The organism is Deefgea piscis (genome assembly GCF_013284055.1).
Classification (GTDB): Bacteria; Pseudomonadota; Gammaproteobacteria; order Burkholderiales; family Chitinibacteraceae; genus Deefgea; species Deefgea piscis.
The window spans coordinates 2,032,607-2,055,712 of sequence record NZ_CP054143.1; the positions used below are offsets into that span (position 1 = coordinate 2,032,607).

At 47.8% G+C, this 23,106-nt stretch carries 20 protein-coding genes and 1 pseudogene; 9 read left to right on the forward strand and 12 right to left on the reverse strand.

The window, feature by feature from the left end:
* Positions 1–56: 56 nt before the first annotated feature.
* Positions 57–593: a hypothetical protein gene (locus HQN60_RS09545; RefSeq protein WP_173533422.1), complete on the reverse strand. Its 537-nt coding sequence runs from the start codon at positions 591–593 to the stop codon at positions 57–59.
* A 300-nt stretch (positions 594–893) separates the two neighbouring features.
* Between HQN60_RS09545 and HQN60_RS09550 the strand changes: the two genes are divergently transcribed.
* The 6 genes from HQN60_RS09550 to HQN60_RS09575 all read left to right on the forward strand — a co-directional run bounded on the left by HQN60_RS09550 (position 894) and on the right by HQN60_RS09575 (position 7,500).
* Complete coding sequence (locus HQN60_RS09550) at positions 894–1,895, forward strand: sulfate ABC transporter substrate-binding protein (RefSeq protein WP_173533423.1); 1,002 nt, start codon at positions 894–896, stop codon at positions 1,893–1,895.
* Positions 1,896–2,105: 210 nt separating this feature from the next.
* The gene (locus tag HQN60_RS09555; RefSeq protein ID WP_173533424.1) at positions 2,106–3,116 is read left to right on the forward strand and encodes a sulfate ABC transporter substrate-binding protein; all 1,011 of its coding nucleotides are present in this window, start codon (positions 2,106–2,108) and stop codon (positions 3,114–3,116) included.
* Positions 3,117–3,416: 300 nt separating this feature from the next.
* Positions 3,417–4,241 carry a sulfate ABC transporter permease subunit CysT gene (gene cysT / locus HQN60_RS09560; RefSeq protein WP_173533425.1) on the forward strand — a complete coding sequence of 275 codons (825 nt, stop codon included), beginning with the start codon at positions 3,417–3,419 and terminating at the stop codon, positions 4,239–4,241.
* A 15-nt stretch (positions 4,242–4,256) separates the two neighbouring features.
* A complete protein-coding gene (gene cysW / locus HQN60_RS09565; protein WP_173533426.1) occupies positions 4,257–5,126 on the forward strand; it encodes a sulfate ABC transporter permease subunit CysW in 870 nt (289 codons plus the stop codon).
* A gap of 141 nt (positions 5,127–5,267) precedes the next feature.
* Positions 5,268–6,308, forward strand: coding sequence for a sulfate/molybdate ABC transporter ATP-binding protein (locus HQN60_RS09570; RefSeq protein WP_173533427.1), 1,041 nt, complete (start codon positions 5,268–5,270; stop codon positions 6,306–6,308).
* Positions 6,309–6,636: 328 nt separating this feature from the next.
* Positions 6,637–7,500 (forward strand): hypothetical protein, encoded by an 864-nt coding sequence (locus tag HQN60_RS09575; protein WP_173533428.1) that lies wholly within the window; start codon positions 6,637–6,639, stop codon positions 7,498–7,500.
* Between the two features lie 50 nt (positions 7,501–7,550).
* Here the strand turns inward: HQN60_RS09575 and HQN60_RS09580 are convergent, their stop codons facing one another.
* From HQN60_RS09580 to aroQ, 11 genes are all read right to left on the reverse strand, one after another.
* Positions 7,551–8,738: a sugar efflux transporter gene (locus tag HQN60_RS09580; protein WP_173533429.1), complete on the reverse strand. Its 1,188-nt coding sequence runs from the start codon at positions 8,736–8,738 to the stop codon at positions 7,551–7,553.
* A 775-nt stretch (positions 8,739–9,513) separates the two neighbouring features.
* On the reverse strand, positions 9,514–10,710 hold the full coding sequence (locus tag HQN60_RS09585) for an ammonium transporter (RefSeq protein ID WP_173533430.1): 1,197 nt from the start codon (positions 10,708–10,710) through the stop codon (positions 9,514–9,516).
* Between the two features lie 171 nt (positions 10,711–10,881).
* Positions 10,882–11,667: a DUF3025 domain-containing protein gene (locus HQN60_RS09590; RefSeq protein WP_173533431.1), complete on the reverse strand. Its 786-nt coding sequence runs from the start codon at positions 11,665–11,667 to the stop codon at positions 10,882–10,884.
* 56 nt (positions 11,668–11,723) lie between these two features.
* Positions 11,724–12,224, reverse strand: coding sequence for a thiol peroxidase (tpx, locus tag HQN60_RS09595; RefSeq protein WP_173533432.1), 501 nt, complete (start codon positions 12,222–12,224; stop codon positions 11,724–11,726).
* A 193-nt stretch (positions 12,225–12,417) separates the two neighbouring features.
* Entirely contained in the window at positions 12,418–12,969 is a 552-nt protein-coding gene (tpx, locus tag HQN60_RS09600; RefSeq protein ID WP_173533433.1) for a thiol peroxidase, read from the reverse strand.
* 60 nt (positions 12,970–13,029) lie between these two features.
* Positions 13,030–14,157 (reverse strand): DUF3426 domain-containing protein, encoded by a 1,128-nt coding sequence (locus HQN60_RS09605; RefSeq protein ID WP_173534669.1) that lies wholly within the window; start codon positions 14,155–14,157, stop codon positions 13,030–13,032.
* 16 nt (positions 14,158–14,173) lie between these two features.
* Positions 14,174–15,067 carry a 50S ribosomal protein L11 methyltransferase gene (gene prmA, locus HQN60_RS09610; RefSeq protein ID WP_173533434.1) on the reverse strand — a complete coding sequence of 298 codons (894 nt, stop codon included), beginning with the start codon at positions 15,065–15,067 and terminating at the stop codon, positions 14,174–14,176.
* Between the two features lie 125 nt (positions 15,068–15,192).
* Entirely contained in the window at positions 15,193–15,798 is a 606-nt protein-coding gene (locus tag HQN60_RS09615; RefSeq protein ID WP_173533435.1) for a LysE family translocator, read from the reverse strand.
* A gap of 583 nt (positions 15,799–16,381) precedes the next feature.
* A complete protein-coding gene (gene accC / locus HQN60_RS09620) occupies positions 16,382–17,761 on the reverse strand; it encodes an acetyl-CoA carboxylase biotin carboxylase subunit (RefSeq protein ID WP_173533436.1) in 1,380 nt (459 codons plus the stop codon).
* Between the two features lie 77 nt (positions 17,762–17,838).
* The gene (gene accB, locus HQN60_RS09625; protein WP_173533437.1) at positions 17,839–18,303 is read right to left on the reverse strand and encodes an acetyl-CoA carboxylase biotin carboxyl carrier protein; all 465 of its coding nucleotides are present in this window, start codon (positions 18,301–18,303) and stop codon (positions 17,839–17,841) included.
* 142 nt (positions 18,304–18,445) lie between these two features.
* Positions 18,446–18,901 carry a type II 3-dehydroquinate dehydratase gene (gene aroQ / locus HQN60_RS09630; RefSeq protein ID WP_173533438.1) on the reverse strand — a complete coding sequence of 152 codons (456 nt, stop codon included), beginning with the start codon at positions 18,899–18,901 and terminating at the stop codon, positions 18,446–18,448.
* A 207-nt stretch (positions 18,902–19,108) separates the two neighbouring features.
* Between aroQ and queA the strand changes: the two genes are divergently transcribed.
* The 3 genes and pseudogenes from queA (at position 19,109) to HQN60_RS09645 (ending at position 22,936) form a co-directional block, all read left to right on the forward strand.
* A complete protein-coding gene (gene queA / locus HQN60_RS09635) occupies positions 19,109–20,128 on the forward strand; it encodes a tRNA preQ1(34) S-adenosylmethionine ribosyltransferase-isomerase QueA (protein WP_173533439.1) in 1,020 nt (339 codons plus the stop codon).
* Between the two features lie 133 nt (positions 20,129–20,261).
* Positions 20,262–21,374, forward strand: a complete 1,113-nt coding sequence (gene tgt / locus HQN60_RS09640; RefSeq protein ID WP_173533440.1) for a tRNA guanosine(34) transglycosylase Tgt — start codon at positions 20,262–20,264, stop codon at positions 21,372–21,374.
* 341 nt (positions 21,375–21,715) lie between these two features.
* Positions 21,716–22,936: pseudogene (locus HQN60_RS09645) on the forward strand (HD-GYP domain-containing protein).
* Positions 22,937–23,106 lie beyond the last annotated feature (170 nt).

Genomic DNA, 23,106 nt, shown 5'->3' on the forward strand with positions numbered 1-23,106 from the left:
AGCGAACCTAGTAAAAAAAGATAGATTCTTAGTATATCGCCGTGCTGCTTATTACGCTATTTCATCAGTGATTTAATGGCTTCTAAGTATTGTTCGGCATGTAATTGGCCATTTTTTGATTCGCGCAGGCTTAGGTTCCATTGCGCAATCGCGGGGCTGAGTTGTGCTGCATCTTCAATAGATTTAATTTTTTCGATCAAGGTGTTGGCAAAAATCCCCAGTAATGTTTTTGAACTATCAATCATCAATTGCTTAATCGCATTTAAACGCTCGATGTCTAACGGTATTGCTGTGGCTTTAGCACTGCTTTCAGTAATGCAAATGACATGGTTGGCGGCAGGGTTTTGCGGAGCCAATAAAGGGGTGGCATTTGCGTCGCGAATTAAATCTAATTGAAGTAATTGGTGAATCAATTGATCAAGTTCAATTGTTGGTAGTAATTGATTGAGTTGGGCGTAGCTTTTTTTGCCATCGATCAGTATCAGCGCTTGTCTTTGTTTGCTCAATAATCCGTGCTGACGCGTCGCAATTTCATTTTCGCCTGTCGCTGTTTTGCAGTAAATGGCATTAAGTTTAGTGGCGCTGCACGGCATGGTCGTCAACTTGTTTGGCGATAAATGCTCGCAGCATAATAACAATGTGTTTCATCAATAAGACGATTTGCTTTTTGTTGGTGTCAGTTTTGTTGGGTGAGCTGCGCTATGGTTGCATTAGCAGATCGTGGATTTCGATCTGAAGTAGGGTGTTTTATTATTTCACCATAATATCAAATACTTACAAGCAATTTTCATTTAATATTCCTATTTGTTATTTACAATCAACAATAAGGTATTAATGATTATATTAAAAATATGACATGATAATTTCATCTTTCCTTCGGTGGTGAATTTATCATGCAAATCAAAAAAATAGCCTTAGTTATCTTGACCTTGGCGATTGCTGCGCCAAGTTATTCCGCGAGTGTTGAGCTACTCAATGTGTCTTATGATCCAACACGAGAGCTTTATCAAGATTACAACAAAGCATTTTCTGCTTACTACAAAAAGAAAACCGGCGATGATGTGACGATTAAACAATCGCACGGTGGCTCGGGTAAACAGGCGCGATCAGTGCTCGATGGCTTGGATGCCGATATTGTGACCTTGGCTTTAGCGTCTGACATTGATGTCTTGGCCTTGCATGGCAAGCTACTCAAAGCGGATTGGCAAAAGCAGTTTCCTGACAACGCATCTCCCTATACATCGACGATTTTATTTTTAGTGAAAAAGGGCAATCCCAAAGGCATTAAAGATTGGAATGATTTAATTCGGGCCGATGTGAAAGTGATTACCCCAAATCCAAAAACTTCGGGCGGGGCACGCTGGAATTATTTGGCAGCGTGGGGCTGGGCGAAAAAGAATTATGGCTCGGATGAAAAAGCGCGCGAATTTGTGCAAAAACTATTTAAAAACGTACCGGTTTTAGATACTGGCGCACGGGGCTCAACCGTGACCTTTACACAGCGTGGAATTGGCGATGTTTTGGTGACGTGGGAAAACGAGGCTGAATTGGTATTTCGTGAATTAGGTCGAGATAAATTTGAAATTATTGCGCCGTCATTGTCGATTAAAGCGGAGCCGCCGGTAGCGATTGTCGATAAAAATGTGGATCGAAAAGGCAGTCGTAAAGTCGCGACTGAATACCTCAATTATTTGTATTCCAAAGAGGGCCAAGAAATCGCCGCGCAAAATTATTATCGACCGATTGATAAAGAGGTTGCGGCAAAATATGCCAAGCAATTTCCGGTGATTCAACGCTTTGATATTGATGATGTTTTTGGCGGTTGGCACAAAGCGCAAAAGCTGCATTTTGCCGATGGCGGCATCTTTGATCAAATGATCAATGCCAATAAATAAACCAATTGGTATTTGAGCCGCAGTGCTTTGGCGATGCAATGTTGCCAAGCTACTGTGGCGGATTGCTGGTGGTGATATTGAGTAAGTCGTTGTTTTTATTTAAATAAAAATTTAATTTTATTAAATGGAATATAGAAATAGATTTATATTCTTTGTCGCGCTATTGCCGAGTTGTTACAGTCGCCAGTATTCAAATTAAGGAAGCGCATCATGTCTAAATTTAAAAAAATAGTGCTGGCGATTTCGCTCAGTGGTTTCAGCGCTTTGAGCTGGGCCGATACCACTTTATTGAATGTTTCTTATGACGTAATGCGTGATTTTTATAAAGACTATAACCCGGTTTTCCAAAAATATTACGAAGCGAAATACAAAGATAAATTAACCATTCAACAATCGCACGGTGGTTCAAGTAAACAAGCGCGCTCGGTCATTGATGGGCTAGAAGCGGATGTGGTGACGATGAATCAAAGCACCGATATTGATGCCATTGTGGAAAAAGGCCGACAAATTAATCCGGGCTGGGAAAAGAAATACGCTGATGAAGCGGCACCTTTTTCGAGTATGCAAGTTTTAATCGTGCGTAAAGGTAATCCCAAGGGCATTAAAGATTGGGCAGACTTGATTAAACCGAATGTGCAAGTGGTGGTGCCAAATCCGAAAACCAGTGGCAATGGTCGCTATACCTTCTTAGCCGCATGGGGCGCAGCCCTCAAGCAAAATGGCGGCAATGAAGCCAAGGCGCGTGATTTTACCCGCGCGGTATTTGCCAATGTGCCGTTGCTTGATGCCGGTGGTCGCGCAGCAACGACGACATTTATGCAGCGCCAAATGGGCGATGTATTGGTGACGTTTGAAAACGAAGCCGAAATGATTGCGCGTGAGTTTGGCCGGGGTAATTTTGAAGTGATTTATCCATCGGTGTCGATTGATGCTGATTTGCCGGTGGCTTTGGTGGATAAAGTGGTTGATAAACGCGGCACGCGCAAAGTGGCGGATGAATATTTGCGCTATCTGTGGAGCCCAGAAGGGCAAGAAGTCGCAGCGCAAAATTATCTACGTCCACGTAATGCGGCTGTGGCAGCTAAATATGCCAAGCAGTTTCCAGCGATTAAATTATTTGGGGTGGCTGAATTTGGTGGCATGAAAGCTGCGCAGAAAAAATTCTTTGACGACGGCGCAATTTACGACCAAATCTCAGCGGAAATCGCCAAAAAACGTTAATGCAGTTTGATGGAAAACTTGGGTATATCCGTCTAGCCTTTGCTAGTCATTGATTAGATAGATATACCCTAATAAGGTGGCAATGTTCAGATTTGGTGTTGATTGCTTAAATCACCAGCGCTTGAGCGGATCGACTGCAGCCCCTTCCCCCTCGATGGGGGAAGGTTGGGATGGGGGTGTTGAGCTTACAAAACACGCCGGCGGATCACCCTCACCCTACGCCCTCTCCCATCAAGGGAGAGGGAATGCCGCGACGCTAACCATCAGCACCTAATCTGCACATTCCCATAAGGAATCACTATGAAATGGAAACAAAGTAGCGTTTTACCCGGGTTTAATTTAGCGCTCGGCTATAGCGTGCTGTATTTATCGTTGATTGTATTGCTGCCATTGGCCGCTTTGATTAGTAAATCGATGGGTTTGGATTGGGCGTCGTTTTGGGCCATTGTCACCGAGCCGCGAGTGGTGGCCAGTTATAAAGTCACTTTTGGCGCTTCATTGATCGCGGCGCTGATTAATCTATTTGTCGGCTTGCTGATTGCTTGGGTGTTGGTGCGATATTCCTTTCCCGGCAAACGCTTTATCGACGCCTTGGTGGATTTGCCTTTTGCGTTGCCAACGGCGGTGGCGGGGATTGCTTTAGCCACGCTGTATGCGCCCAATGGTTTGTTGGGGGCGCCTTTAGATCAGCTCGGCATCAAGATTGCGTTTACTCCCGCCGGCATTGTGTTGGCGCTGACCTTTATTACCTTACCGTTTGTGGTGCGCACGGTGCAGCCAGTGCTCGAGGACATGGAAAAAGAGCTGGAAGAGGCGGCATCTAGCTTGGGGGCCACTCGCTGGCAGATTTTTTGCAAAGTGATTTTACCGACGATTTTTCCGGCGCTGCTGACTGGTTTTACGCTGGCCTTTGCTCGCGCGATTGGTGAGTTTGGTTCGGTGATTTTTATTGCGGGCAATATGCCGTTTAAATCCGAAATCACCCCTTTGATGATTATCTCCAAATTGGAGCAATACGATTATTTGGGCGCGACAGCGATTGCGGTGGTGATGCTGGTGGTTTCATTTGCATTATTACTACTGATTAATGGTTTGCAGTGGTGGGTGACACGGCATCGTCGCTAGTTCTAGGAGAATAAAATGGCAACACAGATTGCAAAAAGAGTAGTCACCACTGAAGCGCCTTGGGTGCGCTATACGCTGACCGGTTTGGCCTTGGTATTGATCGGCGTTATGCTGATTATCCCGTTGTTTTCAGTGTTTTTTGAAGCTTTGCATCAAGGCTGGGGCTTGTATCAAGCATCCTTGGTTGAAAGCGATGCGCTGGCGGCGATAAAACTGACGTTGATTGTGGCGGCGATTGCGCTGCCGTTAAATTTAACCTTTGGTGTGGCTGCCGCTTGGGCGATAGCGAAGTTTGAATTTAAAGGTAAAAGCCTGTTGATTACCTTAATTGACTTGCCGTTTGCCGTGTCGCCGGTGGTGGCTGGCTTGATTTATGTGCTGCTGTTTGGCGCACATGGCTGGTGGGGCGAGTGGCTGGCGGAACACAATATTAAGGTTATTTTTGCCGTTCCCGGCATTGTCTTGGCAACGGTGTTTGTGACGTTTCCGTTTGTGGCGCGAGAGTTGATTCCACTGATGCAAGCGCAAGGCACAGATGAAGAGCAAGCGGCGTTGGTGCTTGGCGCAAGCGGTTGGCAAACGTTTTGGTATGTCACCTTACCCAATATTAAATGGGGCTTGCTGTACGGCGTGATTTTGGCCAATGCCCGGGCGATGGGGGAGTTTGGCGCGGTATCGGTGGTGTCGGGGCATATTCGCGGCATGACCAATACGATTCCCTTGCACGTTGAGATTTTGTACAACGAATACAATTTTGTCGGTGCTTTTGCTTGCGCGTCGATTCTGGCTTTATTGGCGTTACTGACTCTGGCAATCAAAAGCTATATCGAGTGGCGTACCGAGCAGCAAGAAATCGCCGATCGTCGTTCGGCAATGCAAGCCTAAATGCAGCACCGTGTCGCCCAATTGAACCCAATTGAAAGTCGCGGCACGGCGACGCAGCAATCGATCAAAAACCGAATAGATCAGTCACCGTATTGGTGGTCTTAGCATATCACCCTGATACGGTGGCACGAGGAATAAACCATGAGCATCGAAATTCGCAATATCGTTAAAACATTTGGCGACTTTAAAGCGCTTAATGACTTGAGCTTGAATGTTGAATCTGGAGAATTAATTGCGCTGCTTGGGCCGTCAGGCTGCGGCAAAACGTCTTTGCTGCGGGTGATTGCCGGGCTAGAAACGCCAGACTCTGGGCAAATTTTATTTCACGGCGAAGATACCACCGATACGCATGTGCGTGAACGCCAAGTGGGTTTTGTCTTTCAGCACTATGCCCTGTTTCGCCATATGACGGTATTTGAAAACGTGGCGTTTGGCTTACGCGTGCGCCCGAAATCCACCCGACCGAGCGACGCGGAAATTAAACGTAAAGTGCATGAATTACTCAATCTGGTGCAACTCGATTGGTTGGCCGATCGCTATCCTGCGCAACTGTCTGGCGGGCAAAGACAGCGCATTGCATTAGCGCGGGCTTTGGCGGTTGAACCGAAAGTCTTGCTGCTCGATGAGCCATTTGGTGCGCTCGACACCAAGGTGCGTAAAGAGTTACGCCGTTGGTTGCGCCGCCTACACGATGAAATCAACGTTACTTCAGTGTTTGTGACCCACGATCAAGAAGAAGCGCTAGAAGTAGCAGATCGCGTAGTGGTGATGAATCAAGGCCAAATTGAGCAAATTGGTACGCCAAGCGAAGTTTACGACACGCCAGCCAGCCCGTTTGTGTACCAGTTTTTGGGTGATGTGAATTTATTTCACTCTCGGGTACACGAAGGCTGGGCCAAGGTGGGCAGCGGTCAATTTGCCGCCGAGCCAGGCGAGCACGCCACCGTGTATGTGCGCCCGCATGAAATTGATTTGAGCCGTATTGCCAGCTTGCATGCGATTGAAGGCACCATCACCCATATTCGTTTATTGGGCGCGACGGTGAGGCTTGAAGTGGAAGTGGCAGATCATGAAGTCGTTGAAGTCGAACTCACCCGCGAGCGACAGCTCGAAGGCGCATGGCAAGTCGCCGAAACCGTTTACCTCGTGCCACGCGAAATCAAAATTAGCACCGCAGCCTAATGCGTTTAGCTCAGCCCAATATCAAGGTGGATATTGGGTGAGCGATGAACCTACACCCTTGCCATTAACGAAGTCATTGTCATTAGGCAATGACTTCTATTTTTGGGCTGCTCATTACGGTTAATGCAACGATACATACAGCTAAGTCGTGTGATTTTCGTAGGCAAGTTAAACTGGCTATCAGTGGCCGTTGTCGGCCCAGAAAGGAAGGTGTTTGTAGCTTGGTGCTGAGCTTGCGAAGCCCAACAATCGCGGTAAACGTTGGGCTGCATTTCATTTAGCCCAACCTATACACTGGCCATTTTATTTGCATTTAAAAGAGCTTCACTTGGATTATTTTTGTTTTGAATCAGTTGAATGTATAGGCAAACCAATTTCCGTAGATTTTGAAAAATACGAGAACAATATTGCTTATGCAATTGGGCACAGTCTTGCGGATTACCGCAAATGTGTAAAAAACGGGCAGCAAGAAATGGCCAATTGCTTTGGCGTTTCTATTGGGCAATATCGTAAATATGAAGCTGGAATTGATGTGCCTAAAATGCATTCAGCGGCTAGATGGTCTGCGACAACAGGGGCACCATTACCGCTGTTGTTCAAATATACCGAATACGCTAAATTTTTCCCGCCGGAAGAATTGATATGTCGCTCCTATTTCAATTTAATTGCCAAATCGAATGATAAGAATTTTTATTCGCTACTCAGTTTGCTGTCCGGCAAGCCTGAGTGGAGTAATTGTGTTGCTGCAGATGATGAGGCACTAAATTTTCAACAGGCTCTTGATGATGTACTGACCAATTACTATTTCAGAGTTATGAAAAACTTTGAGGCAATGCGTCACTTTCACAATTTATCTCGCGGTGAAATGGCGCATTTGTTGGGCGTATCTGCGGCTACCTACGCTAAATATGCCAGCCAAGCAGAAAAAATCAGTATCTCACTGCTCTTATATGCGCGAGCTCATGTCGCACTCAGCATTGATACAAATTGGGCTGAAACAGGAAGTACGTTTTATTCCCTGATTAATAAAAGACGAAAAGACCGAACCTCTGTTATTGAAGGGCTTTTGCAAAATCTTAACAAGAGAAATGCCGATAATTTCCAGTCTATGTTAAGTCTATTTGGTGAGCAGCATGCGCGTATCCAACAATTGCAAGGCGCTCTGAGTAATGTGCCCGAGCGCATTAATTAACAATTAAGGCAACTGTACTGGGATTAAATTTAGTCATTGCAGCTATGCAATTACGCACATGTAGGCGCTGTAATGGCAATGCAATTAGTATCGGCTTGCCGCGCAAGATGAAAGCAAATCAAGGAAAGAATGCACATAATGACATTGCTCGCCAAAGCAAGGTGATAACCCCAGCTACTTGCCAATAAGCCGCCAACAAAAGCCCCCAGCGCCATGCCACCTACGATTGAATTTGCATATAAGGTCGATGCATAACCCAATCGATTTTTGGCTTGATGTTGAAAAAATTGTAAGCCTGCTGTTGCACTCAGGGCGATACTTGCCGCACCTATCATTTGTATTGCCAGTAAAAATACCATGGATGCTGCAGTTACAAACAATAGGTAATAAATTGAGCCTAAGGCTGCAGCAAGAAGTAATTGTTTTTGATGACTAATTCTTTTGCTGATTCTTCCTGATAGCAACATTAAAGGAATTTCAAATGCTGCAGTCAATCCAAAAAAAACACCGGGCAGCCACTCGGGATGTTTTGCCATTTTCATAATATACAAAGGCATGGCCATCGTATAATTGGTTCCCGCTGCAAATAAAAACACCATCCCCGCTATCGCGAATAATAGTTTGAGATTTAATTTTGTATTTTCAGAACCGGTTTCTAATTTTTGCTGCTCAGGCTTTACCGCGAGCGGCATATGCAGCTTTAACGCGGCAAAGGCAATGCAAGCATATGAAACAATCAGAATTGCGAACGTAATATTAAAACTGAATAAACTAACTAGGCTAAAGGCCATTGGTGGGCCAATTACCCATGCCATAGATACTACTGCACGCATTGTTCCCATTAAAGACTCATTTTCATCACCGAACACTTCAGCGGCAAGAGCAAAAAGCTGCGGAGCGCCAATTGACACGCAGGCCAGTAAAGTCAGGCCAATAAATGCGAGCGCGTAGATATTCTTGATAAAGATAAAACCGATGAAGGCCAATATGCCACATGCAGCTGAAAATATAATTAATTTATGCCGAGCGATACCACGGTCTGAATACATGGCAACTAGCTGTGATACCAAAATCGTAGCAAAACTAGATATAGCAAGATAAGTGCCAACGAGAGATGGCGTAGCGCCCAGCTCATTCACAAAAAAATAGCTTTGCAATGGCCCAAAAATTGATGAACAAATCCCCATAAGAAAAGTGACTCCAAGGAATATGAATTGACTTGAATTTATTTTTGGCATTGATGAGCCCAGAGAATGATTTGCATAAATAAATGCCAATCTCTCTTTATCAATAGAGTGGCATTTGAATTTTAAATTGCAGAAAAAAGCAATTTGGATGGCAAATCATACATAAGCCAGTAGCGACACAAAATCCGCCAAGATATATCTTTTAGTTCGCAAAAATATACCTTTGCGACTTGAGGCCACCTGAGAAGTATGAGCAACCCTACGGTTGGATACAACGCATAGGTTAGTGGATATACGGTTTGAGGATTTGTCCGAAACTACTGAAGCTCATTTATGACATGCGAAATGGCAGCTTCATTTACCACGTACGGCACAATACTGTAGGGTGCTGATGAGCGTAGCGAATCGCGCCGTTGCGATGTTTATTTACGGCTAATGCGGCGCAATTCGCTGCGCTCATTGTCGCCCTACGGCAGATTTAACTCGGCGGACATCCGCAGTGCGTTGGGCTAAATGAAATGCAGCCCAACGTTTACCGCGATTGTTGGGCTTCGCAAGCTCACCACGTACGGCGCAATACTGTAGGGTGCTGAAAGCTACGCAAATCGCGCCGTTGCGATGTTTATTTACGGCTAATGCGGCGCAATTCGCTGCGCTCATTGTCGCCCTACGGCAGCTTTAACTCGGCGGACATCTGCCACCCACCAAACCATTTAAGCGGTGACTTTGGCGGTGCAGCATTCGCCCCGTGCCGATTTCATGCCCAAGCAAACAACTCGTTTTCTGCATGAAAGAGGCCGGATCTGGTTTTTTACTGAGTCAAAGCTTACCAATTGGTCTCGCGTTCGGGGCTGGCTGAGGTTTGGTGGATGCTTAAGTCGGCGCCGTTAAATTCTTCTTCGTCAGTCAGACGAATGCCGACGGTTTTTTTCAATACGCCATACACCAGATAGCCACCAGCAAAAGCAATCACCACGCCGAGTAGGGTGCCGACCACTTGCGCTAGGATACTCACCCCACCTATACCGCCCAAGTAGGTGCTGCCAAAAATTCCTGCAGCAATACCCCCCCATGCACCGCAAATACCATGCAGTGGCCAGACGCCAAGTACGTCGTCGATTTTCCAGCGGTTTTGCGTCAGGGTAAATAGCCATACAAACAGCCCACCAGCAATGCCGCCAACAACCAGCGCGCCCAAGGGATGCATGATGTCGGAGCCAGCACACACTGCGACTAAGCCAGCGAGTGGGCCGTTATGAATAAAGCCGGGGTCGTTTTTGCCGACGACGGTGGCAACTAATGTACCGCCCACCATCGCCATGAGTGAATTCATGGCCACTAGGCCGGAAATACCTGCGATTTTTTGCGCGCTCATCACGTTAAAGCCAAACCAGCCGACGATCAAAATCCAGGCGCCTAAGGCTAAAAATGGGATGCTAGATGGTGGATGCGCGGCGATACGACCTTCTTTACTGTAGCGCCCACGGCGCGCGCCCAGATGCAGTACCGCAGCTAGGCCAATCCAACCGCCGACCGCATGCACCACCACTGAGCCGGCAAAGTCATGAAAGGGCGCGCCAAACCAAGCTTTAAATAGATCTTGCATGCCGAAATTATTATTCCACACCATGCCTTCAAAAAAGGGATAGATAAAGCCGACCAGTAAAAAAGTCGCCGCCGATTGTGGATGAAACTTGGCGCGCTCAGCAATACCGCCAGAAACAATGGCTGGAATGGCGGCAGCAAAAGTGAGTAAAAAGAAAAACTTAACCAGCTCAAAACCATGGTTTTGTAGCATATCGCTGGCGGGGCCAAAAAAATGCACGCCGTAGGCGATACCGTAGCCAATAAAAAAATAAGCGATGGCGGATACGGCAAAGTCGGTCAAAATTTTAACTAAGGCATTGACCTGATTTTTTTTGCGTACCGTGCCTAATTCTAAAAAAGCAAAGCCGGCATGCATCGCCAAAATCATAATGGCGCCTAATAAAATAAATAAAACGTCGACACTACTCGCACTCATTGCTTGCTCCCTTAGTGATCAGCTTGAAAACGGATCGGCACTAAAAGCAAGCATTATGCCATTGCCATTAAGTGATTGATTTGATGGGCTTATGGCGCTAGGCGCAGCAGAATGGTGCTCGATTGCGGGCACTGCAGGGGCAATCAGCGTGCCGCAATGGTGCGTACGGATTTATTTTGGTGCGCTTTTTTGCCGTGCATGGCGAAAATAGCGGGTATTGGCATAAAAGTCGGCGTCTTGCTCGGGCCACCATTGTGGAATGCCCAAATACGGCAGTGGCGGCAGTTGGCGTGGGGTTTGTAATGCGTGTTGCTCGATTTGTTCGGCAATTCGGCGATCAAGTTCTTGGCGTTGCAGGATTAAATCAAGCGCAAAAAAATCCGTATCTACTTGAATCGGCCAGCATTTACCGGTTAGGCCAATAAAAGGTTGTAATAGGTTTTCCAGCGTGGCGTGGCCAAAAACAAAGGCGCTGATTTCTTGGCCCCATGCTTTGGCCTCGTCAACAAATAAGGCTTGCCATTGATGCGCGACCATCAGCTCAAGTAGCGCCGGGCGGCTATACGGCAAAATTAAGCCGCATTCATCAAACAAGGTGGCCGCATCACGCACTGGCCCACGGATTTTGCTGTCGGGATCGGCTTGCATCGCTTTAAAGTGCAGCGCATTAAGTGCCACTTTGCTTTTGGGGTAGGCTTGCCAAATGGTGGCGTTAAACGTGTCATGCCAGTTTAAGCGGGTAGCGACACGGCCTTTTTGGTAGATTTCAAGTTCGTAATATTCAGTGATGCTATCGGGATCGACAAACTGAATGTTTGCGCCGCCTTGGGTTTGGATACGCTCACTCACCGTTAACCAATCGGCGTGCAATGGGGCTTGGGAAAAGCGCTTTAGATAGGGTAAAACCGGTGCAAAGGCAGGGGTGCTCGAGAAAAAATCAAGGGGCCATGAGGTCATAAAATTCAAAAATTAAACAGGGTTAAACAGTGCGAAGTTTAACCCTGATCTGGCGCTTAAGCTAAAACTTTCAATGCCGCTTCATAGTTAGGCTCGTCTTTAATATCGGCAACGAGTTCAGCATGGATGATTTGATCATTCTCATCCAAAACTAGCACTGCACGCGCAGCGACGCCAGCCAGTGGCGCGCTGGTGATTTCAACACCATAATTGGCCAAAAATTCACGGCCGCGCATGGTCGATAAATTCACCACGTTTTCAATGCCTTCGGCACCGCAAAAGCGGCTTTGTGCGAATGGCAAATCAGCAGAAATGCACAATACCACGGTGTTTTCGAGTTTGGCGGCTGACTCGTTGAAATGACGCACTGACATCGCGCAAGTTGGCGTGTCAACGCTAGGGAAAATATTCAAAACTTTACGTTTACCAGCAAAGCTAGCCAAACTCACGTCTGAAAGATCTTTCGCCACCAAACTAAATGCTGGGGCGGTGCTGCCCACTGCTGGGAACGTGCCATTGAGGGTGACTGGATTGCCGCCAAGAGTAACTGATGCCATGTAATGCTCCTTAGTTTTTATATTGAATGCTGCATGAAAGTAAGTGGGGTTGTTTTAGTAAATCAAAAGTGATTATTTGCTTAAGTGCCGTAATTTTTATTCCATCGCTGGCGTGTTTGCAAAAGATGGGTGTTGCAGACGCAAAAACGCCAAGATGGATCGTTGCTCCAATCTTGGCGTTTAGCTTTGGGTGTTATTCGATACTGAGTACTTCGACTTCCGTTACGGCGGCAGTAGCGGCAGGCGGGTCGAGTAAATCTAGCGCCGATGTATAGTTGGGCTCGGCATTGAGATCACTCACCAGCTCGGAATACAAAATGGTATCGTCAACATCGAGCGCAAATAAGGCGGTGGTCATCAGGCCAGACAGCGGAACATCGGTAATCATCACGCCGTAGTCTTTATGAAAGTCACGCCCACGCAAGGTCGACATTAATTGGATTTTGCGAAAACCTTCAGAATCAACAATCCGTGATAGTGCATAGGGGGTATCGACCGAAACCGTCATAATCACGGCGTTTTTGAGTTCATACCCTATGGTTTCGAGTTTTCTGGCAATGGTTAAACCAATCGCCGCATCTAAGCTAGGCACTACGGCAATGAGTTTTCTTTGTCCCCAAAATTTGGACAGCGGCACATCTTGTAATTGAATGTCGACCAGCATAAAGCTATGTGCCGTTTCACCTGCACGAGGAAAACGGCCACCAATACTGACAGGGGTGCTATTGAGCATAACGGTCGACATTGATGATCTCCTGAGTTTATCTTGTCAGTATGACTTCAATTGTCAGAAAAACAAGATTTCTTAGTAGAACCAGAGCAGGGAATAACCAGTTGAATGTAAATCGCCCAAGTCTAATTGTAAGAATGCAGGAATTTCTTCGTTGGCTTCGATGCGATCTTGTTGGCGCTCGTTTTGCAGCAAATATTGTTTGGCGGTGAATACTTTGCGAACGATGACGCGTTCATTGTCATCAGTCAGCGTGAGCTCTAGCTTGGGCAGTGCTTGGGCAAAGGGCGCTAGATTACGCAAGGTGGCATTCAGTTGAATTAACTGCGGATTATTGGGAATAAAACTGAGTTCTGAATATTCCGAGCGCAGCAATGGTGATTTTTGTGGCAGCGGCATGGCGCAATCGAGTTTGGCGCACAGTGCTAGGTATTTGGGGCGTAAAGCAGGAAAGTCTTGGCTGAGCTCAAGCCGGAATTGATACAACAATTGCAGTACCAAGATCATCACTGCCAATAGACTGGCTAGCGCCCACCAACCGGTGTGTTGCGCGGTTTTTTTGTGTGGTACAAATAAATCGTCATCGCTGAGAATCGGCTGATATTCAGCATTGCTATCAATTTCAACGTGGTTTTGGTTTGGCGCGCTCATCACCGGCTGGCTGGTGTCTTCAGTCGCTGCAGCAGCGGCCAAAGCCAGTTCAATTTCCATTGCCAGTGTCGGGTCTTGTGCTGCGCTTGGTGAAGCGGCCGTTTCAACTTGGCTTTGAGGTTCGCTTTCAGTCTCCAATGCCGGCTCAACATTGCTGCTGTTGTTGCGGGCGAGGACTTCAAATTGGAGTAAATCGATTTCTTGAGCAATATCATCGGGTATATTGCTGTCACCTTTATTGATTAAAGGCTCTGCGTCTATACCTTGTTGATCAGCTTGCGTGTCCAGCGGTTCAAAGACGGTTGCGATGGTCTCTGTTTGATTGAGTTGCTGCTCAGGTTCCACTGGGGGCGCTTGGGCAGGGATACTGCTGATTTCGGCATCGTCGGACTGGCTTGGCCCATTGCTGGCAATGGGCGCTTGCATAAAATCAGGCGCATGAAACACAAATGCACAGCGACCACAGCGCACTTTGCCTTGATGTGCGCTGAGCTGCTGATCGGTCACCCGAAAGGCGGTGCTGCAATTGGGGCAGCAGGTAATTTGGTTCATGCGCTGACTTCACTCATTAAGCGGATTTGCGGATACCGGAGAGGCAAACCCAACCTTCGTGCTCGGCGGCTGGCGAAAAATCAAACCATTGGCTGTAAATGGCGATAATTTCATGCGCTTGTTCGGCCAAAATACCCGATAGCACAATCTTGCCACCGATACGGCAACGGCTGGCCAGTAATGGTGCTAATGCTTTGAGTGGATTGGTCAGGATATTGGCAACGACCACGTCGTAGCTTTTGCTCGGCGCAGCATCAGGCAAATAAAATTGGGCGACAACGTTGTTTTGCTCGGCATTTTGGCGGCTGGCAATCATCGCTTGGGCGTCGATATCCACGCCGTCGGTTTCGCCTGCGCCGAGTTTGAGCGCTGAAATCGCCAAAATCCCACTGCCGCAACCGTAATCGAGGACGTTTTCACCGCCAGCAAGGTTGGAATCTAGCCATTGCAAACACAGGCGAGTTGTTGGGTGGCTACCGGTACCAAAGGCTAAACCGGGGTCCAGCTGGATGCTTACTGCCGCAGGATCGGGGCATTCGTGCCATGTTGGGGTAATCCATAGGCGCGGAGAGATTGGGATTGGATCAAATTGCGATTGGGTTAAGCGCACCCAGTCTTGATCGGCTACGTTGATGATCTCGAAACTTGGCGCTGGCAGTTGCAGGATTTGCGCTGCGTGCTCAACAATGGTGGCGACATCCATCTCAACATCAAACAGCGCCACCACAATGCTGGTTTCCCACAATTGATCGACCGGCTCGCCCGGTTCGCCAAAAATAGGCTTTTCAGCATCGGTGCCTGCAGCTGCGTCTTCAATCGACACGGAAAGCGCGCCCAAATCAAATAAGGTGTCCGAATAGCCTTCTGCTTGTGCAGAATCGGTTGTTAGGCGGAGTTCTTGCCATGCCATGATGCTGTTCCTAAGTTCTGTAGGGACGTATTTTGCCACGAACCGCACCCTATCGACGAAAAAGCTTTTTGTGCTTGTTTACTTTGCGTCGCAAAAATGTTTAGTTTCAGGAACTAAGGGCATGATTAAACCAGTACGATGAGTTCGCCATACAGCAAATAAAATGCCGTGAGCGCCATCAATGAAGCCATAGTGCCGTTAAACAATTTGAGGTTTTTTGGCACCAGCAAATGGTGGCGTAATGCGTCGCCCAGCCAAGCCCATATGGCAATACAGGGTAAATTGATCAAAGCGCAAATCAGCGCCAAACTCAGCACTGCGCCCAGATTGGCTGGCCCGTGTGGCAAAAATAAAATCACCGTATTGATGACCATCACCCATGCTTTGGGGTTAATCCATTGAAACGCCGCTGCGGCCCAAAACGACATCGGCCGCGCGACTTGTTTGCCTTCGGGTGAGGCCGAGCGCCAAATCTGCCATGACAACCACAGTAAATAAGCGCAACCGATGACGCCCAAAATCGGCCGAACGCTACTGAGCACAGCCATCACCCATGCCAAAAACATCCCGACTAAAAACACCTGCACCGCATGGCCAATACTAATTCCCAGCATATGCGGTAGGGTGCGGCGAAAACCAAAATTGCCACCCGAAGCGGCGAGCATTAAATTATTCGGTCCCGGCGTGACCGACATGATGGCGACATAAGTTAGTAATGCAATGTTTAGCACAAGCACCTCGGCAAGATAATGAGCTGAAATAGTAGGGGGAATTACAGTGGCATGACAGAGGCATTGCCGCGGTAAATTGAGGGTTACAGTTTGATTGATCGTGAGGTGCAGATGTACTGGACTGGTTTTTCAGTCCCAAGTCGATGAGGGTGGGATAGCCGCGATGCTCAATTTGAATGTCCGCGTTTTTGATGAGGTATTCATCCGCAGCCGATATCGATGGCGGGCTAGGGCCCAATACGGTGTTCAGATTTGGTGTTGATGCTGTGCCGCGCTCGTCGAGCTGGGGCTTAAAATCCCGTCTAAGCGCACCGAGTGAGGAGAGAGACAAACGGGTTTATCGTTTGGCTCACGACAATCGAGGGCACAGCGGAGCTGGGCGCGCTCGGGTCGCCTTTCTTTTCCCCCATTTTCTTTGGCGAATCAAAGAAAATGGGGTCCCCGTCGCGGACTGCGACTGTAAAACAATGTGCCGCAGGCACTTAAAACCAGCAACACGTAATCTGAACAGCACCGTTGGTTTGCCAAGGGCAAAATAAAAAACGGAGCCCTTGGGCTCCGTTTTCTAGGGTTACAGCGAGGTTTACTGCGATGCGGCTGTTTTTTCCGCGATCAATTTGCGAATTTCCGGCATTTGATGCTCAAGGTAATGAATGCTGGTTTCACCTTTGATAAATTCAGCATCCACCAAGAGCTGTTGATGCAATGGGATATTGGTTGAAATCCCTTGCACTACCATTTCGGACAAAGCGATGCGCATTTTCGCAATCGCTTGCTCACGGGTGTCACCGTAAGTAATGATTTTGCCAATCATACTGTCATAGTTTGGCGGCACAAAATAGCCTTGATACACGTGCGAATCAACCCGAACGCCTGGGCCACCCGGCGTGTGATACGTGGTAATCCGGCCTGGACTTGGGAAGAAGTTCAGCGGATCTTCGGCATTGATCCGGCATTCAATGGCATGACCGTGGATTTTAACGTCCGCTTGGGTGTAGCTCAGTGGTAAGTTGGCAGCGACACGAATTTGCTCTTGCACAATATCGATGCCGGTAATGAGCTCAGTCACTGGATGCTCAACTTGTACGCGCGTATTCATCTCAATAAAGAAGAACTCGCCGTTTTCATACAAGAATTCAAATGTACCTGCACCGCGATAGCCCATACGGCGGCAAGCTTCGGCGCAAGATTCACCGATGCGCTCGCGCTGCTCTTGGGTAATGCCTGGTGCTGGCGCTTCTTCGAGTACTTTTTGGTGGCGACGTTGCATAGAGCAATCGCGCTCGCCCAAATAAATCGCATTGCCGTGCTGGTCGGCCAAAATTTGGATTTCGATATGGCGTGGGTTTTGCAAATAGCGTTCCATATATACCACTGGATTGCCAAATGCTGCGCCAGCTTCGGCTTGCGTCATTGCTACTGCGGCCAGCAAGTCTTCTTCGCGCTCAACCACGCGCATACCGCGACCACCACCACCACCAGCGGCTTTGATGATGACCGGATAGCCCACTTTGCGGCCAATCTTAATCATTTCATCGCCATCATCAGGCAAAGCGCCGTCAGAACCCGGAACGCAAGGTACGCCAGCTTCTTTCATTGCGTCTTTAGCCGACACTTTGTCGCCCATTAAACGAATGGTTTCTGGGCGTGGGCCGATAAATACAAAGCCCGATTCTTCGACTCTTTGTGCAAAATCAGCGTTTTCAGAAAGAAAACCGTAGCCCGGGTGAATTGCTTCGGCTTCAGTCACTTCGGCCGCAGAAATTAACGCCGCCATATTCAGGTAGCTTTGCGCAGAAGGATTAGGACCGATACAAACTGACTCATCCGCCAGCTTGACGTATTTGGCTTCGCGGTCGATTTCTGAGTGAACCACAACGGTTTTGATGCCCATTTCACGGCAGGCACGCAAGATACGTAGTGCAATCTCGCCGCGATTGGCAATGAGGATTTTTTTAAACATAGGTACTCCGTGATCAGTGAGTGAGGGCTGAGGTGGGGCTGATATACCCCATTCCTTAGCCCTTGCATCTCACAGAATTAGCCAATAATAAACATTGGTTCGCCATATTCAACGGGCTGACCGTTTTCTACCAAGATGGCTTTAATCACGCCGCTGTGTTCAGCTTCGATTTCATTCAATAATTTCATTGCTTCGATAATACAAATCGTTTGACCCGCAGTCACGCTTTGGCCAACTTCTACAAATGGTTTGGCATCTGGGCTCGATGAGCGATAGAAAGAGCCAACCATTGGTGATTTTTGAGTGTTGCCTGAAACCACCGGTGCCGCAGCTTCGCTGGCTTCAACCGTCACAGCAGGTGCTGGAGCAGGAGCGGCAGCTTGTTGCTGGGCTGGAACATGATATTGCATCGGTTGCATATATTGTGCGTTGGCAACGGTGCGGGTGATGCGTACTTTTTCTTCGCCTTCAGTAACTTCTAATTCGGCAATGCCTGATTCTTCAACTAAGTCGATGAGTTTTTTAAGTTTACGTAGATCCATGTTGCAATCCCCTCTGAAAGGTCAAATGGGTGTCCTGTCGTGCAGGCCACCTTATGGTTTAAACAAATGTGTGTCAGTAAAAGTCGGTCTTGTTTTGCCGTACTGTGCTTGGTTGTTGGTCAGAAAACGGCTGTTTAGCCTTTTATTTGGCCGATTTTAAGCGGTCGATGACAAACTCGAGTGCATAGGCATAGCCTTTAGCCCCGAGGCCGCAGATCACGCCAATGGCGAGATCAGAAAAATAGGAGTGATGACGGAAGGTTTCCCGTGCATGTACATTCGACAGATGTACTTCGACAAAAGGCACTTTGACACCAGCCAAAGCATCACGAATCGCCACACTGGTATGCGTGAACGCAGCAGGGTTGATCACGATATAATCTGTGCCGTCTTGTAAAGTGGCATGGATGCGTTCGATGATTTCGTATTCGCGATTGGACTGAAAAGTCTCGACTGAAACTTTTTGGCTAGCACCCAAGTCAATCAACTGTTGATTGATGCTGGCCAATGTACTGCTACCGTAATGTTGGGGTTCACGTAGTCCGAGTAAATTAAGGTTGGGGCCATGCAAAACCAGAATTTTACCGATATCGGCCATTCGCGAACTCCTTGTAACACAATGTAATCGACGGAGTTTGCCGCAAGTTCTGCGAACTTGTCCAGAAAAAGCGTGCTTTTTCTTTTTTACTGAGGGTGTAAACGATTGTTTTAAATCGTGCCTACGTCAATGTTGGCGCGGCTTATATCGATGTTTGCTGATACAATCTTGTAGTTTTGCTACATATGCGACGAAGGCGTTTTTTTAATGCAGATTGCCGATTTTGATTACCATTTGCCCGATCAATTGATCGCGCAGTTCCCTCCTGAGGTGCGTGGCGCGAGTCGTTTGCTACATATTGACGGTCAAACGCGACAAGATACGCTATTTGGCGCTTTGCCGAATTTTTTGCGTGCTGGCGATCTTTTGGTGTTTAACGACACCAAGGTGATTAAAGCGCGTTTATTTGGTGAAAAAGCCAGTGGCGGTAAAATTGAAGCGCTGGTTGAACGGGTTTTAGACCAACATACGGCTTTGGCGCACGTTAAAGCATCTAAAGCGCCCAAGGCCGGAACGATTTTGCATTTTCAAGGCGGCTTCACCGCCGAAATGGTCGAGCGCCAAGGCGATTTATTTAAATTGCGCTTTGAAGGCGACTTGAGCGTGTTTGAAATTTTGGAGCAATCGGGCTTATTGCCATTGCCACCCTATATTACCCATGTGCCCGACGATGAAGATGCTAAGCGTTATCAAACCGTTTACGCACGTGACCCCGGTGCAGTGGCGGCGCCAACGGCGGGCTTACACTTTACCGATGATTTATTAGCGCAAATTCGTGCCATGGGCGTGGATACGGCGTTTTTGACTTTGCATGTTGGTGCTGGCACGTTTATGCCGGTGCGCGTTGATGATATTAGTGAACACACCATGCATCATGAACGGTACTTTATTCCGCCAGCGACGATTGAGCTGATTTTGGCGACCAAGGCACGCGGTGGCCGGGTGATTGCTGTGGGAACAACCAGTTTGCGCGCGCTAGAAGCCTCGTCACAGCAAGGCTTGTTGGCTGAGCCGGTGGGCGATACCGATATTTTTATTACGCCAGGTTTTGAATTTAAAGTGGTTGATCGCTTGATTACTAACTTTCATTTACCCAAATCAACGTTATTAATGCTTGTGGCAGCCTTTATTGGATTTGATACCATGCGCGCAGCGTATGAACATGCAGTGAGCAATGAATATCGCTTCTTTAGTTATGGCGATGCGATGTTGTTAGAACGAAAGTAAAAAAATTTGAACCACAGAGGCACAAAGACGCAGAGGAAAACCGAATCCGCAGGGGGGTTCTTTGTGACTTTGCGCCGCTGTGGTCAATGTTTTTAATGAGCGCCGGACTGTTTTCCGGCTTGCGAGGAAACACATGAAATTTGAATTAAAAACCACCTCATCAGGGGCCCGTCGCGGTACTTTGACTTTGAATCACGGCGTGGTTGAGACGCCGGTCTTTATGCCTGTTGGCACTTACGGCACCGTGAAGGCGATGACGCCGCGCGATTTGAATGACATCAAAGCACAAATCATTCTCGGCAACACCTTCCATTTGTGGCTGCGCCCAGGTTTGGAAGTGATTAAAGAATTTGGCGGTTTGCATCAATTTATGGGCTGGGATAAGCCGATGTTGACCGATTCGGGTGGATTCCAAGTGTTTAGCTTGGGCGCGATGCGCAAAATCACCGAAGAAGGGGTGAAGTTCCAAAACCCAATCAATGGCGACAAATTATTCCTGACGCCAGAAGAATCAATGCGCATTCAAAAAGTACTCAATTCAGATGTGGTGATGATTTTTGACGAATGCACGCCGTATCCAGCCGACCATAAAACTGCCGCCGATTCAATGCGGATGTCGCTGCGTTGGGCTAAGCGCTCGAAAGATGAATTTAACCGCCAAGAAAACCCCAATGCGCTGTTCGGTATTGTGCAAGGCGGTATGCATGAAGATCTACGTAATGAATCACTCGCCGGTCTGGATGAGTTGGATTTCCACGGCATGGCCATTGGTGGCTTGTCGGTGGGTGAGCCCAAAGAAGAGATGGAGCGCATCTTGGCGCACACTGCGCCGCAATTGCCAGTGAATAAGCCACGTTACCTAATGGGTGTGGGTACGCCAGAAGATTTGGTGTATGGCGTATCGCAAGGTATTGATATGTTTGACTGCGTGATGCCAACGCGCAATGCGCGCAATGGCATGATGTTTACCCGTTATGGCAACGTTAAAATCAAAAACGCCCATTACAAAAAAGATATGCGCCCGCTCGATGAAAGTTGTGATTGCTACACCTGCCGCAATTTTAGCCGCGCCTACTTGCATCATTTATTCCGCTGCCAAGAAATTTTGAGCTCGCAACTGAATACCATCCACAATTTGCACTACTACCAAGTGCTGATGGCGGAAATGCGCGCCGCAATTGAAGTCGACCAATTCCCGCAATTTGTTGCCAAATTTAATGCCGAGCGAGCTCGCGGCGTAGATTAAGCCATTTATTGCTGCAGCATTGCTAAAGCCACCGCAAGGTGGCTTTTTTGCGTATGGATTAAGTCAGTCTAAATTAAGCTATGCTGGGTTTGATGTCGCGCTAACCCATGTGGATCGATGGCGTACTGCATTGAGTTTTGCTGGTACGCCAGCGCCAGCACTTAAATCAGGTGTAAAGACCTTTATTGTTTCGCTGAGTGAGACGAAAAATGGCTGCAACTTTAAAACTAGCGGAGTTATTGGGTTCACTCAGCTACGCCTTGGATCTGACTGAAGGACAGCCTGAAGGGCATTGTGTGCGTTGTTGCTGGATTGGCGTGCATATTGGCCGGCAAATTGGCATGGCAGAGGACGAGATTTGGGCTTTGTATTACACCTTGCTATTAAAAGACTTGGGTTGCAGTAGCAATGCGGCGCGCATTTGCGAGCTGTATTTGGTCGATGATCAGCACTTTAAGCATGATTTCAAATTGGTCGGCAATAATTTATCGCAAGTTTTAGGCTTTGTGTTTGAGCATACCGGCAAAAATGAAAACTGGACCCAGCGCTTAACTGCGATTTTAAATATTTTGCGTAATGGCGAACAAATAGCCCAAGAACTCATTCAAACGCGCTGTGATCGTGGCGCGCGCATTGCCCGGCAGCTGCGTTTTCCTGAATCCGTAGCCCAAGGGATACATTCTTTAGATGAGCATTGGGATGGTAGCGGCCGACCAGAAGGTTTGCGTGGTAATGCGATTCCAATCCACGCGCGAATCGCCTTATTATCCCAAGTGATTGATGTATTTCATTTCTCGCACGGCGCGGATGCCGCCCGTTTAGAAATTCAGCAGCGTGCTGGCGTGTGGTTTGACCCTGAATTGGTGGCGGCGTTTAATGTGGTCGGCCAAGACGCGGCATTTTGGCAGGTGTTAAACGACCCCAATATTGATCAAATCGTGCAGGCACTGGAACCGGCGCAATGGACGCGGCCCGTAGATGAAGCCTATATGGATGATATTGCCTCGGCATTTGGTCAAGTGGTGGATGCCAAAAGCCCGTTTACCGCTGGGCATAGCGAACGGGTGGGCTTTTATGCCAATTTAATCGCCCAAGAAATGGGTTTTTCTGCCGAGCGTTGCCAGTGGATTACCCGCGCCGCGTTATTGCACGACGTCGGCAAACTCGGGGTGAGTAGCCGTATTTTGGAGAAACCGGGCCGATTAACCGAGGAAGAGTTTCGTGCGGTACAACAGCACGCCAGTTTAACTGAGACTATTTTGGGAAAAATTGCGCAGTTTGCTGAATTGGCCGTTGTCGCCGGCGCCCATCACGAGTGATTAGATGGTCATGGCTACCCTAAAAAAATCAGTGGCGCAGCGATTGGTATGGAAACGCGCATTATCACCGTGGCCGATATTTTTGACGCCATCAGTGCCGAGCGCCCGTATCACGCCGCCAATTCGCCAGAAAAAACCATTGAGATTATGCGCGGCATGGTGGGATCAGCCATTGATGCTGAATGTTTTGCCGCATTGCAAAATGTATTGATTCGAGAGCGAGCGCCACTTGCGGTGCTTTAATGGTCATTGCTGGCGGTGACGCCAGCCCAAAATCGCGTAAGCAGCAAAAACTTCACCATTAATAAGCCCTAAGGGTTTGCCTGTAGCCGTTTGCCGTGAATGAATTTAAACCCTGCGCTAAGTGTTGTAGATAGGGGAAGCTAGATTGAGCTTGTGCTGCTTTTTGATGT

What these genes read in the sequence shown, in the direction of transcription:
- HQN60_RS09545 (WP_173533422.1), bottom strand. Translation starts at nt 593, where the DNA reads ATGCCGTGCAGCGCCACTAAACTTAATGCCATTTACTGCAAAACAGCG.
- HQN60_RS09550 (WP_173533423.1), top strand. Translation starts at nt 894, where the DNA reads ATGCAAATCAAAAAAATAGCCTTAGTTATCTTGACCTTGGCGATTGCT.
- HQN60_RS09555 (WP_173533424.1), top strand. Translation starts at nt 2,106, where the DNA reads ATGTCTAAATTTAAAAAAATAGTGCTGGCGATTTCGCTCAGTGGTTTC.
- cysT (WP_173533425.1), top strand. Translation starts at nt 3,417, where the DNA reads ATGAAATGGAAACAAAGTAGCGTTTTACCCGGGTTTAATTTAGCGCTC.
- cysW (WP_173533426.1), top strand. Translation starts at nt 4,257, where the DNA reads ATGGCAACACAGATTGCAAAAAGAGTAGTCACCACTGAAGCGCCTTGG.
- HQN60_RS09570 (WP_173533427.1), top strand. Translation starts at nt 5,268, where the DNA reads ATGAGCATCGAAATTCGCAATATCGTTAAAACATTTGGCGACTTTAAA.
- HQN60_RS09580 (WP_173533429.1), bottom strand. Translation starts at nt 8,738, where the DNA reads ATGCCAAAAATAAATTCAAGTCAATTCATATTCCTTGGAGTCACTTTT.
- HQN60_RS09585 (WP_173533430.1), bottom strand. Translation starts at nt 10,710, where the DNA reads ATGAGTGCGAGTAGTGTCGACGTTTTATTTATTTTATTAGGCGCCATT.
- HQN60_RS09590 (WP_173533431.1), bottom strand. Translation starts at nt 11,667, where the DNA reads ATGACCTCATGGCCCCTTGATTTTTTCTCGAGCACCCCTGCCTTTGCA.
- tpx (WP_173533432.1), bottom strand. Translation starts at nt 12,224, where the DNA reads ATGGCATCAGTTACTCTTGGCGGCAATCCAGTCACCCTCAATGGCACG.
- tpx (WP_173533433.1), bottom strand. Translation starts at nt 12,969, where the DNA reads ATGTCGACCGTTATGCTCAATAGCACCCCTGTCAGTATTGGTGGCCGT.
- HQN60_RS09605 (WP_173534669.1), bottom strand. Translation starts at nt 14,157, where the DNA reads ATGAACCAAATTACCTGCTGCCCCAATTGCAGCACCGCCTTTCGGGTG.
- prmA (WP_173533434.1), bottom strand. Translation starts at nt 15,067, where the DNA reads ATGGCATGGCAAGAACTCCGCCTAACAACCGATTCTGCACAAGCAGAA.
- accC (WP_173533436.1), bottom strand. Translation starts at nt 17,761, where the DNA reads ATGTTTAAAAAAATCCTCATTGCCAATCGCGGCGAGATTGCACTACGT.
- accB (WP_173533437.1), bottom strand. Translation starts at nt 18,303, where the DNA reads ATGGATCTACGTAAACTTAAAAAACTCATCGACTTAGTTGAAGAATCA.
- aroQ (WP_173533438.1), bottom strand. Translation starts at nt 18,901, where the DNA reads ATGGCCGATATCGGTAAAATTCTGGTTTTGCATGGCCCCAACCTTAAT.
- queA (WP_173533439.1), top strand. Translation starts at nt 19,109, where the DNA reads ATGCAGATTGCCGATTTTGATTACCATTTGCCCGATCAATTGATCGCG.
- tgt (WP_173533440.1), top strand. Translation starts at nt 20,262, where the DNA reads ATGAAATTTGAATTAAAAACCACCTCATCAGGGGCCCGTCGCGGTACT.